Annotated in this window: 12 protein-coding genes; all 12 read right to left on the reverse strand. The window is 35.5% G+C overall.

Features of this window, described 5'->3' with window-relative positions:
• Nucleotides 1-294: 294 nt before the first annotated feature.
• Nucleotides 295-906, reverse strand: a complete 612-nt coding sequence (wrbA, locus tag BLE01S_RS07625; protein ID WP_066141024.1) for an NAD(P)H:quinone oxidoreductase — start codon at nt 904-906, stop codon at nt 295-297.
• Between the two features lie 796 nt (nt 907-1,702).
• Complete coding sequence (locus BLE01S_RS07630) at nt 1,703-2,269, reverse strand: NADPH-dependent FMN reductase (protein WP_066139266.1); 567 nt, start codon at nt 2,267-2,269, stop codon at nt 1,703-1,705.
• A gap of 103 nt (nt 2,270-2,372) precedes the next feature.
• Nucleotides 2,373-3,887 carry a methyl-accepting chemotaxis protein gene (locus tag BLE01S_RS07635; protein ID WP_066139268.1) on the reverse strand — a complete coding sequence of 505 codons (1,515 nt, stop codon included), beginning with the start codon at nt 3,885-3,887 and terminating at the stop codon, nt 2,373-2,375.
• Between the two features lie 94 nt (nt 3,888-3,981).
• On the reverse strand, nt 3,982-5,040 hold the full coding sequence (locus BLE01S_RS07640; RefSeq protein WP_066139270.1) for an LLM class flavin-dependent oxidoreductase: 1,059 nt from the start codon (nt 5,038-5,040) through the stop codon (nt 3,982-3,984).
• A complete protein-coding gene (locus tag BLE01S_RS07645; RefSeq protein ID WP_066139273.1) occupies nt 5,040-5,987 on the reverse strand; it encodes a ring-cleaving dioxygenase in 948 nt (315 codons plus the stop codon). The genes BLE01S_RS07640 and BLE01S_RS07645 overlap by 1 nt, the downstream gene beginning before the upstream one ends.
• Nucleotides 5,988-6,040: 53 nt before the next feature.
• Complete coding sequence (locus BLE01S_RS07650; RefSeq protein ID WP_066139276.1) at nt 6,041-6,481, reverse strand: MarR family winged helix-turn-helix transcriptional regulator; 441 nt, start codon at nt 6,479-6,481, stop codon at nt 6,041-6,043.
• Nucleotides 6,482-7,005: 524 nt separating this feature from the next.
• Entirely contained in the window at nt 7,006-7,581 is a 576-nt protein-coding gene (locus tag BLE01S_RS07655; RefSeq protein ID WP_066139279.1) for a nucleotidyltransferase family protein, read from the reverse strand.
• A 262-nt stretch (nt 7,582-7,843) separates the two neighbouring features.
• The gene (locus tag BLE01S_RS07660; RefSeq protein WP_066139282.1) at nt 7,844-8,617 is read right to left on the reverse strand and encodes a Cof-type HAD-IIB family hydrolase; all 774 of its coding nucleotides are present in this window, start codon (nt 8,615-8,617) and stop codon (nt 7,844-7,846) included.
• Between the two features lie 207 nt (nt 8,618-8,824).
• Nucleotides 8,825-9,700, reverse strand: a complete 876-nt coding sequence (locus BLE01S_RS07665) for a phosphotransferase family protein (RefSeq protein ID WP_066139285.1) — start codon at nt 9,698-9,700, stop codon at nt 8,825-8,827.
• A 318-nt stretch (nt 9,701-10,018) separates the two neighbouring features.
• Nucleotides 10,019-10,513: a GNAT family N-acetyltransferase gene (locus tag BLE01S_RS07670; protein ID WP_066139288.1), complete on the reverse strand. Its 495-nt coding sequence runs from the start codon at nt 10,511-10,513 to the stop codon at nt 10,019-10,021.
• A gap of 222 nt (nt 10,514-10,735) precedes the next feature.
• Nucleotides 10,736-11,584 (reverse strand): tyrosine-type recombinase/integrase, encoded by an 849-nt coding sequence (locus tag BLE01S_RS07675; RefSeq protein ID WP_231955822.1) that lies wholly within the window; start codon nt 11,582-11,584, stop codon nt 10,736-10,738.
• 4 nt (nt 11,585-11,588) lie between these two features.
• On the reverse strand, nt 11,589-12,479 hold the full coding sequence (gene xerA, locus BLE01S_RS07680) for a site-specific tyrosine recombinase/integron integrase (RefSeq protein ID WP_066139291.1): 891 nt from the start codon (nt 12,477-12,479) through the stop codon (nt 11,589-11,591).
• Nucleotides 12,480-12,482 lie beyond the last annotated feature (3 nt).

Raw genomic sequence — 12,482 nt, forward strand, 5'->3', positions numbered from 1 at the left:
TAATACACTATTGCGGTTACAATAACAATTGAATTAAAAACCCATATTAAAAAGCCCAATTCCTCGGTGTTTAAAGTGAGAAATGGAGCTTTAGTCATTACATAAAATGAAAATGTTACACCCGTAGACTAGAACAGGTATTTTTACTAATTGTAGAACATTTATCCCTTCGTTTTACTAACTGACAGCTTTGAACATTGCGGAGGTCTATACTTAAAGATACGTGCGAGACTTTTTATACAATTTTTCACAAACTAAAAAAGCCAACCGAAAATTATCGGTCAGCCTTTATAATTATTGATTTCCTTTTTTAACCCATTCTGCAACTTGCACTGTACGTTTTGCTTGATGTTTAACAGCTGCTTGAACATCTTCAATCATTTTACCATCTTGACCTACAGTTACACTTGTTCCATACGGGTTCCCCCCTGCTCCAAATAGAACTTGATCTGTATAACCAGGAGTTGCGATAATGGCTCCCCAGTGCATCATTGAAGTATATAATGACAAAAGAGTGGCCTCCTGTCCTCCATGTGGATTTTGTGCTGAAGTCATTGCACTTACAACTTTATTAACAGTTTTACCACTAGCCCAAAGCCCGCCTTGAATATCAAGAAACTGTTTCATTTGCGATGGCATGTTTCCAAATCGAGTTGGAACACTAAAGATTATTGCATCTGCCCATTCAAGATCTTCTGAAGTTGCAACTGGAACATCTTGCGTTGCTTCAACAGTAGCTTTCCATCCTTCATTTCCTTCAATAACGGATTTCGGTGCCAATTCATCTACTTTTAATACTTTCACTTCTGCGCCAGCTTCTTTGGCTCCTTCTTCCGCCCATTTCGATAATTGATAGTTTGTTCCACCCATGCTGTAAAAAACTACTGCTAATTTGACATTTGACATATGTTTATTCTCCTTTGATTTTTCAAATATTTTTCTAAAAAGTCCCATATACGACACCCTCTTTTTGTTTAGTTTGAACCACCTCCTTTAAATAAGTCAGATATTCTTTACTTTACGATTCTTATTATGCCTTGCAACATCGTTCAGTACGCAATATTTGAGGTGATTGTTTATAAAATTGATTCGCCGCGTTTTTAGGTAAGCCCCAGCTGTCCTATAAGAGATCAATGATTCACTTAATAACTAAAGTTATATTTTAATCATTAGTTAGTTTGGTTTTGAATCAAGAAAAAATCCATTTATTTTATTGCATTGTATATAACTTTTAAATAATTACCTCGATTCGGAAAGGTGGTGCTTTGGTTTAATTTTTTTAAATAAAACAACCCAATTATTTACTATAACTACTGCCCCTTTATCTTCAAATGCATAATAATTGCGGAAATCATGAATCCTGTTGCTAGGGATTTAATCCAATTCCCCGGAATAATGACTATTGCTGACAGTATTTAGAATCAAGTTTATAGACGGAAGCTATTATCATAGCCGAAATGCTCAAATCCATTCTTTAATCCTAATCTCTTTATTTCAATATAATCATTTAATTATTCTCTAATTAAAGATATTTAGCTAAAAAATAATATCTCTTCATGAGCACTTTCTAACTTTACTACTCAACTGAATAAGAATCAAGTTAAATACCTCGGATTAGAGATATTTTTTACGTAAAATCAGAGAATCTTACTTATCCAATTAAACTTGACAGATTACTATTTAAAGCCGATAGCCACTCTTCTTAAAAATCATATTCTTCGTCTTTTCTCATTCGAATGGCCTCGAATGCTTCAACTGTTAATACAGTATCTTCAACTAATCGTTCTAAACGGAAAAGGATATCATCATTCACAATTTCTTTACGCAAGAAATCTTTTTCTTCAATAAATACATAAATTGGAACGATGTGAGCTTTCATATAAGCTAAGATCGGTTTTAGTTGTTGCTCTACCATTAAATAATGCTTGGCTGATCCAGCTGTTACAATGCTACTAACGACTTTGTCACGGAAAGCATTAACTGGTAGTAAGTCGAAAATGTTTTTTAGTGTTGCCGGAATGGATGCTTGGAATGTTGGTGTCCCAATAATAATGGCATCTGCTGTCATTATTGTCTCTGTAATATATTTCGTATCTCCTTCATATTCAAAGTAATTACGCCCATCACTAAATTCCACTGTATATTCGGCTAAATCTAGAAGTGTTACTTCATGCTCTGGGTACTTTTGCTTAAGCATTTCTGCGGTTTTAAGCATAGCTGTTTTTGTCTTTGAACCGACGATAGATCCTGCTAGTGCTACAATTTTCATGTTATTCTCTCCTTTGGATAAAAGTTGTATGTTTTTAATTGCTAATAATGATATAGTTCAAGATAATTTCGATGTCAAAATAGCTATTTCGCCAAATAATTTTCTATTCATTTAATTGTTGTATCAAAGTCAATAGTCTCCCAGACATCCCATGAATATTCTCGGTCGAGTTATTAATTTCTTCAGTAACTGCAGCTTGTGATTGGATTTTATTACTCATATTATTAATACTTATAACAATACTTCGTACAGAAGAATTGATATCATCTAATATATTTTCGATTTGTCCAACCGCTTCAGAGGAATGAGAAGATAATTTTTGAACTTCTTGAGCGACCACGCTAAACCCTTTTCCATGCTCACCCGCACGAGCCGCTTCGATTGATGCATTTAAACCAAGTAGGTTCGTTTGATTTGAAATTTTTTTAATTAATTCTGCTACGGATTGTGTTAATTCGATGCTTTCTGTTGCTTGAGCAGCAGACTTCGATGTTACCTCTTGCTCATACGCTATTTCTGTTGCCTCATTTGATATGTCATTAATATTTTCAGCAAGTTCCCGGACAGAGTGTGTAAAATCGTTCATCTCTCTTTCGATTTTCTCATCGTATGCTTTCCGTTTGATCTCATGATTGATATCACGTAGAACTCCCGAGACAAGTGTTGGCTTCCCATCGTTATCACGAACTGTTTTTACCAACATGGTAAACCATCTATAATCCCCATTTTTTATTTTCATTCGAAATTTCATATCAAATTCTATTTCATTCGTATGATTATAAAGCTGAGACTTAAAGTTACTCTTTACGGTTTCTCTATTATCTTTTTCAACCAAATTCAACCATGAATCCATTTTTGGCTGAAACTCATCCCCTTCATACCCAAGTAGTCGCTTAAATTGTGGAGAGAACCATCCTTCTTGATTTTCCAAATTGCTCTCGGTCAACTCCATCCCCCATGCTCCTTCTAGGGTCGTAACACTAAATCCTAGAGACTTTTCAATTAGTTCTAAGCGAGATAATAGATTTTGTATTCTCATTGTGTTCATTTTATTTTTATGGATATTCACTAATGTGCCGACATTTCGGTACGGAACTCCTAGTTCATCTCGTAATGTTTCTGCTTTTGCACGAAACCATTCGATCGTTCCATCCTTCTTGATACCTTGATATTCTATATCATATGGTTTTCTTGTTTTACTAGAAAAATGCTCCTGATAAACGCTAGTTACATCATTAACCTCATCCGCTGCGATGGTGTTATACCAGCTTTCAAAAGTATTTGGAAAATCCCTTTCATCTTGATACCCTAGTGACTTTCTGAAAATTTGATTATAAACATTACTTTTAGCTGGAACACCATTTTCCATTTCCAAATCCCATGTTCCAATTCCATTAAGTTCTGTTACAATTTGATGTTTTTCATAAAGGTTCTCATATTTTGTTTGTAACGCACCTAATAATTCATTCATAGAATCTACTAATTTTTGTAACCCTCGATCTTCTGATTGAAATGATATTTGATAAGAATGAGAGTTTTCTCGCTGTGACTCTTGCTTGAGCTTTTCTATTTCACTTATCAAGTTGTTGACATCGTTATGCGTTTTTTTCTTAAACAAATCTCCAAGCCTCCTTTAGGGCGACCATGCGGCGGCGGGTATTCATTTTAAATCATAGATACACCGTTTTTCATAGCCATTTGTTTTTTCGATTCTACTTTTTGGCTGTATATTTTTTTATCGCTGGAATGATATCGTTCCCGATGATTTCGATATTTTTCATCACTTTCTCAAAAGGCACTCCACCAAAGTCAATCTGTGCCATAAAGCGCTGCATACCGTAAAGTTCATATTGGTAAAGCATTTTTTCGATTATTTGTTGTGTACTTCCAACCATTAATGCATCTCTTGTATCAGGCGCTTGAGCAAATTGCTGTTTAGGATAACCGCCACCGCGAATCGCTTGGAACCCACCATTGATATGTGGATACATACCTTGCAAGGCTTCTTTTGTTGTATCCGCTACATAGAATAGACTCGTTGTTGCAATTGGTAATGCTTTTGAATCAAATCCACTGCGTTCAGCAGCCTCACGGTATGCGTCAACGGATTCCTTAAAGTTGATTGCGGGCCCACCTAATGTAGTCAGCATCATTGGCATTCCCATTACACCTGCTTTAATAGCACTCGCAGGTGGCCCGCCGACTGCACGCCAAATGGGAATGGAGCCATTTTTGGGTTGAGGCAGTATATTTGCATTTTGTAACGGAGCACGGAATTCTCCTTGCCACGTCACATATTCTTCTTCATTTATTTTGTTAAGGAGCTCTAGTTTCTCTTCGAAAATTTCCTCATAGTCCTGTAAATCAACACCAAGTAAGTGATACGCACCAACACGAGAGCCACGGCCAGCAACGATTTCTGCGCGGCCATCTGAAATTAAATCGATTGTGGAAAAGTCCTCATACACACGTACAGGGTCTGCTACACTTAGTACCGTTGCAGAACTTGTAATTTTAATTTTACTTGTTGCTTGTGCGATGGCACCGAGAACTACGGTATGAGCTTGAGTTGTAAAGTATGTTTGATGACTTTCACCAACGCCAAATACATCAATACCAGCTTGTTCCGCTAGCTTGCTTGCCTCAATTAATTCATTTATTCGTTGTCCAGCTGAAATACGCTCACCTGTCATTGGGTTGGGAATATGGTCTCCTAAAGAGTACAGACCAAATTCCATGCCTTTTGATGGTTCGATACGATATTTTTCCATCATTCATCCTCCTCAATTGGTTGTAGTTTTTCTTCAATTTCAGCACGTCGATCTTCTAAAAAAGGTGGTAAATCTAATTTTTCTCCCAGTGTTTCGATATCACCGTCGATTGTAAAACCCGGTCCGTCCGTAGCAATTTCAAATAGAATACCATTTGATTCGCGGAAGTATAAGCTCTTAAAGTAGAAGCGATCCACAATACCTGATGAATGGAAGCCACGTGCTCGCACTTGTTCATCCCAATAGGCAAGCTCTATCTCGTCCTTCACACGAATCGCTAAGTGATGAATGCTGCCACGTCCTGGTTTTTCAGTAGGTCCATCTAAAGATTTCACAACGATTTCTCCAAACACTTGACCCTGAATCGTTTGAAAAATCGCTTCATCTTCCGTACGTGATACTTCTACATAGCCAAAAACTTGGGTAAGTGTACGCGCTAATTTATCGAGTCGGCGCACCGTCATTTCTACAGATCCCATCCCTTGAATTTGATGTTCTACTGGCACGCTTGACTTTTCCCACGTTTCCCAATGGGCCACTTTCTCACCGTTCGATACAAGCAGCACCATGCGCAGACCTTCAGAATCTTGAAAGTGAAGGGCTGGTTTATTGGTATACGTTGTGATGCCACTGTGTTGTACGCTGTACTTCTCAAAACGTGCTTTCCAATAGGTTAAACTCGCTTCTGTTGGTACAAGTAAACCGATTTGGGTGATTGCATTTGTGCCTCGGTATGTGCGCCCGACGAGTGGTATTTCAAAGAATGATAACTCTGTGCCGGGACTTCCTGTTCTATCTCCGTAAAATAAATGATACATCGACGGATCATCTTGGTTTACCGTCTTTTTCACACGCCGTAAACCAAGTACGTCACGATAAAAGCGGTTATTTTGCTTTGCGTTTTTTGTAATCATTGAAATATGATGATGTCCTGGGATTGTATACATAAGTTATTCCTCCTATTTATTGATTGACTAATCAAGTGAAGCGGTAAAAAAAATTACCTATTTGGCAATTTTTTTTCGCTGTTTTTTTGTACACGTGACATGAGCGAATACAGTATTTTTTGTTCTTCTTTAGATAAACACTCATCAAAGAATGAGGATTGGAACTCCAGCTGAGATTCAAATGCATTATCTAGTTTGTCATGTCCTTTATTCGTTAACGAGATGGTTTTCGTTTTCCAATCTTGCTTACGTTCAATGAGTCCTTCTTTTTCAAGGCGAGATAGCATACGCGAAATACCGCCTTGTGTCACTGTTACTTTCTCAGCTAGCTCACTCTGTGTTAATGGTTGGTATGTTGAGATTTGCATTAATACATCAAATTGTGCAGTTGTTAAATCAAATTGTTTTAAGAAATCATTTGATAGTAAATTACTTTGATGCGTGAACCGAGTAAGCCGCAACCATATTAACGATCCGCGGGTATTTTTTTGCATAATGTTTATCACTCCCTCTTACTATTATCACTTTACCACTCAACTGACTAAAATACAAGTGAAATATCTCAATTTCGAGATGTATTTTTAAAAATTAGGTTTTTCCCTTATTTTAATCCTCTTTCCAATTTCCTATTATGTTGAATAATACGTATGATAATACTTATTAGCAGTTACTGTTATTCCTTTTCATTGTAATTCATTAGAATTATGTCCTCCTTCCTTGAAATAAAGACGTTTTAAAAAAATGCAAAAAAATACTATCACTTAAATTTAAAATGACATTTCGTTATTACACCACTTAGTCATATAGTTAATTTACATGTTTAAGAATTAAGTCCATTGTTCTTAGTCTTGGTCCATTCGTGAGCAATCAAGCGTCTGTTTATTATTGTTTATACCTTCGACACTTGGAACTTGTACGTGTGTAATAGCGCCACTACGCTAAAGAATGACATGAGCGACCGCGAAGATGGAAAAGGTTTTTATGTTTTTAGTAAGTTAAACGAAAACCTTATTAACTACTAAGAATTATTGATACCATAGATCTTGACCATTCCCCAAGTTTTATTCCAAGCCTTTTTTCTAACTCGATTTTCGTAAACTTTCATTCTATCTTTTGTATCGTAAAATGGGGTTGGTCTTACTTCTAAATTTACAACATCGTTAATTCCCCAAGGAGCCGTTAATTTAATATCTTCGTTTTCATCTAATTTAACTCCTAAAGCTGTAACTGTCTCAGGAAATTTAGAAATTCCATCAATGGAGGATGAATAGGGAGACATATTACTTTTAATGTGCATCCTTGCTTGATTTTTTACTGACCAAGGGATATTAGGAACAATTGATTTTAATTTTTCTTCCATCTTTATTTCTTCTAATTCATCTACTATTTTCGAATCAAAGTAAATCACATCAATATCTGGTAATGGGGTTCTTGAACTAAAATTGTGTAACACATCCCATATTTTTGAACGAACAAATCCTGCACAAACCCACCAATCAGGTAAATTTAATGTTTTTACCGCTTTTAATAAATTCATCATCCATTCATCTTCTCTTATTGCTTTAATTATATCTTCCTCGTTTTTTATGATCACTACCACACCTACTTATAAATATTTTGTTTCTACATTCAGCTTTTCCTAATGGCCTCTTAAACTAAACTGTGTGATTAGTTATGTAAGATAAAAGAGCCATTAATTAGCTCAGCGATCTTAATCAGTTAGCTCACCAGGGGTTCCTTTGCAATCTTTTTAGATACGAGTCTATTACTATCTTGCTCGATAACATTATAAGAAAAGGACTGCCAAAACAGTCCCCACATTAACCTTTTGCACCCTTTAGTTAAATTAATGTATGCTAAAATAGGTATTTTTCTAATGCATGGCTTACTCCATCTTCATTGTTTGAAGTAGTTACTACATCAGCCTTTTCTTTCAGGTCATCAGGCGCATTTCCCATTGCAATACCTAATCCCGCAAATTCTAACATTTCTAAATCATTATAAAAATCCCCAATTGCAATAATCTCTGATTTATCCATGTTTAGTTTGTATAAGACTTGTTCTAAGGCACTTGCTTTATGAGCATTAGGATGAATGATGTCTTGGAAGAAACTATCGCTTGTTTTACGTAAGTTACTAAATTTTATATCCCTCCACCCATCGACTCTTTGTTGGTCATCAACAGTAAACTTCATAACTTTATCCGTTAGGCTTAGCACATCACTATGCATTATGGGAACTAGGTTAAACCTTTTATATAAATCTGTTTGATAGTTATCCAGTCTTTCAACATAAAAATCAAATGCTGTACAAACTGAAAACTGAATATCGTGTTTTCTGCAATATCTAACAATATCGGCTACTTCCTTAATATCGTAGGAAAACTCATGTATTATTTCTTTGTTATCTGTCCTTAGAGTAGTTGCTCCATTATGAGAAACAAGTATCCCTTCAATTCCTAATTCATCCAAAATAGGACGTGTTTGATTAAGGCTTCTTCCTGTAGAAATAACTACTTGAATCCCTGAATTATAAACTTTTTTGATAGTATCAATTGTCTTTTGAGTTAAAACTCCATCATCGTTTAACAATGTTCCATCAACATCTAAAGCTAATAATTTATAACTCAACTCTCCACCCCTTTATCGGTACAAGAATAGCTTTCGCGGTCAACTCTTTTTTTCCAAAAAGCCTCCGTAAATACAATAGGAACTACTGATATATATTTCACTTAATTATCTTTTTATGACTTCGGTAGTCCTCTTCATCAACCCTGTATGCTTAGTTCAATAAAATAAGAGACTTCAGTTAAAACACTCGTTAGAAGAAAAAGTAATCTAACGATAGTCCTTTATTCCACTTTCAAAAGCCTGGTTATCATTATTCTCATACCCATGCAATGCTTCTTGTAATGCGAATGTACTTTTATAAAACTTTACACGCTCACAAATTTGATTTCCATTAGGATACAGGTTAATACACATATCAAAAAAATCTTTACCATAACTGGATAGTATTCCAGCTAAGTCATACGCAGGATCTCCTAAACAAGAACTGCCAAAATCTATTATTCCCGAAATTCTATTTGTGTCTGGATTCCATAAAATATTAGATGCTCCGAAATCTCCATGAATAAGGGTTACTTCTAAATTGGAACATGCTTCCCTATCAAGAAAAGTCTTAAAGGATTTTGTTATTTCAATCTGGGCTTCCTTTCTGATATAAAGAAATAAGTTATTTTGAATTTTTTCATAAAGAATAGACATTTCTTCTTTGGGGTGACTAACTTTCAGCTTCAATTCGCTACTAGCTTTTTCTTCAGAAACAGAATGGATTTCTAAGAGAATAGAGACGAGTTGTGATGCTAATCCTTTGATCAACTCAACGCTTTTAACCCCCGCTAAATGTTCCCTCCACATAGGAACACCATCTATTCGATTGTAGCCAGTAAAGACTTTTCCAGTTTCCATCTCTTCAAAGGAGTGATAAATTGGATTAGGAATAGGAACAGAGATGATACTTTTAATGTATTTCAAAATTTCCGTCTCTCTCCTCAACCTTATTATCCCTTTTTTGTATTTCGGAAATCTAAATACCATAGTTTTGTTTACTACTAACACGTCATTATTTTGCCCTATGTCAATAGATTGAAAGTTCTCAATAGAAAGGTCAGGATAGACCTGTTGAATGGTTTCAATATAGTTTCTACTCATTTACCAATACCCTTTCCTTGTCTACTTTTTCAACTATACTACCTTGCTAGTAGACTAGGCTCAGCAAAAATAAGCTTTATCCAATCCACCCGTTAATTTAAATAGGAATTGGGATTTCACCTAAAATTCATTATGCCTAGTAGTGACCAAGTTGAATGCTGATTATTAACCATTAATACTTTTTCTGTTATTTCATCCTAATTTAACGCATATACAGCATATATCTTTACACTTTTCTTCAATACATTGCATCAATAGTTCAAAAGGCGACTGTTCCTTTTGAACTATCGCCCTTTTTCAAAAAATATTAACGCAAATTTATATCTCCAATCTGTATAAATTAGCAATCTTCCCTTCGTGTTTATTGTTATTTTTTATTTGAAATTCTTTAACAAATTTAAAACCATTTTTCTCTAACACTCTTCCGGAACTAGGATTGTCAACAAGACAGCAAGTCTCAAACTTTTTAAATTTCAATTCCTCAATGCCGAAATCAATCGCTTTGTGAACTGCTTTCGTTCCAATTCCTTTGTTCCAGAAATTAGGGGCCACCCAATAATCTATTGCACCTGTCCCTTCATCTTCTTTTCTAACCGAAATGCTTCCTGCAAATTCTTCATCGTACAAGATTGCAAATGGATAAAGGTTGCCTTTTTCTCTTTTTGCTTTAACGATTTTATACCACAGTCTTGCTCCATATTTTGGATATGGATGAGGTACATTCGTTGTATCAGCAATCTTTTCTTTCGACACATACTCTTGAACGAAAGGGATATCCTTTTCCTCAATCATTCTAATTCTCACTTGACCCATTATAGTACCTCCTACACATTTAATAGTTCTATAGAGTGTTTTTCTATCTTCCTAGGTAGGACAATAACGATTACTTCTACAAAGGGTTGCGTTAATCCTCCTTAACGTTAATTATGATATAATAAAAAAACGTCTAATCCCAGATGTACCAAGGTTTTAGACATTTTTATAACCAAGTTTATTAAAGCGTTAATTTGTATTTAGCGCACTTCTTCTATCCCCTTACATCCATTGATCATATATCACTTTTCTTGCCTGGTGATATAAACGTGCATACAACTGTGTTTGATGTGGACCGTTATGTCCTAATAGGACTTGTATACATTCTAACGGCATGCCTTTCATTGCTAAGTGTGCAGCAAACGTATGACGTAAGGTATGTGGGGTCATGTAAATACCAAGCTTTTTGGAATAGGTTGTAAATTTATTTTGGACGGTCCGAGTACACATGAAACCTGTCTTTGTAGTATTGACAAAAACAAACGGTAAGTTATCTCCACGTTCATCTAAATAGGTTTTTAAGTGTGCCTCACATTCTCGTGTAAATAATACGATACGCTCTTTTTTACGTTTCCCTTTTGGTATTGTTATCATGCGTTCCTGCCAATTAATATCCTCTATTTTCATTTCCACTAACTCCTTAATGCGTACACCAGTTGCATAAAGCATTTCAATAACAGCTCTTTGCTCTAGCTTTCCCTTTACTAATTGACGCAATTGAAACAGTTCATCTCTTTGCAAATAGAATGGCAGCTTATCCTCGACTTCTGGGAAAGGGATATTTTTTACCGGATCTTTAGTAATAAACCCATCTTCTACACAGTACTTAAAAAACAGCTTGATACCCGCTAACTTAGTTTTCACAGTTACAGCTTTATATTCTTTTAATTCTAAGGAAAACATCCATTTCCTAATATCTCTCGAATTGATTTCAGAAAATGGCTTGTTGCAATAAGTTATTAATTGTTCCACTGCTAGTTTATACTGATATAATGTTTCACCTGTCAATCGAAAACTATACTCATCTTTAAATTGTTGCAAATATATTTCTGAAGTGATCAATAAACTCACCCTCTTACCCCATATATTTTCGGTAAAGTGATATAACCTCCCTCTTGGGAAGTCTAGCATAGATTTGAGTGGTCCCCACATCACTATGACCCAATTCATCCCCAATAAACGACAAATCAGCCCCTTTCGCCAATAATTCTGTGGCAAATGTATGGCGGAATCGGTGTGGGTGTAAGTTTGTACTCAACTTAGCACCCTCTCCAATCTTTTTAATGACATACTGGATTGTTCGAACACTTAAACGTCTTCCTGAAGAGGTTAAAAACAGTGCTTTCTGAGCTTTATGATACCGATTTCTCGCAATGATGTACCGTTCCAATAAAAACGCACACTTCTCCGTAAAATGCACATAGCGGATTTTTTTACCTTTACCCACAACTCGTGCGGTACGGTTCTCAAAATCTACTTCCTCCCGATTTAGCTCACTGACTTCTCTTACTCTACACCCTGTGGTTAGCATGAATTCTACCAACACCTGATTTCGAAGTGATGTAAGTTCGCTTTGGTTCCGTATTTTGGCAATATCTTCTTTCTCTAAATACTTAGGAAGAGATTGAGGGAGACGAGGAAACCACCGGCTTTTTATCGGAGAACTGTCTACATACTCTTCTTGTAAACAAAACTTGTAAAAGGAAGAAATGATACTTAAACGAAGTCTGAGGTATGCTTCACTTAGATGGTCTTCATTTTTTTTAAACCATTCTAGGATTGTATTTGATGTTAGAGATGTATATGGTTCTTTCATTTCCACAAAAAATTGTTCTAAAAATCTTCGATATACAATGATCGTTCCTTTACTTCGGTTTGATACTTTTAAACTTAATAAGAATTCCCCAATGATTTCTTGATTGATTTCATTTGGCAAGTCTTTAGTTAACTCCCAGTAATTTTTCAATTT

This window comes from Lederbergia lenta NBRC 16444, assembly GCF_001591545.1.
Classification (GTDB): domain Bacteria; phylum Bacillota; class Bacilli; order Bacillales; family Bacillaceae_C; genus Lederbergia; species Lederbergia lenta.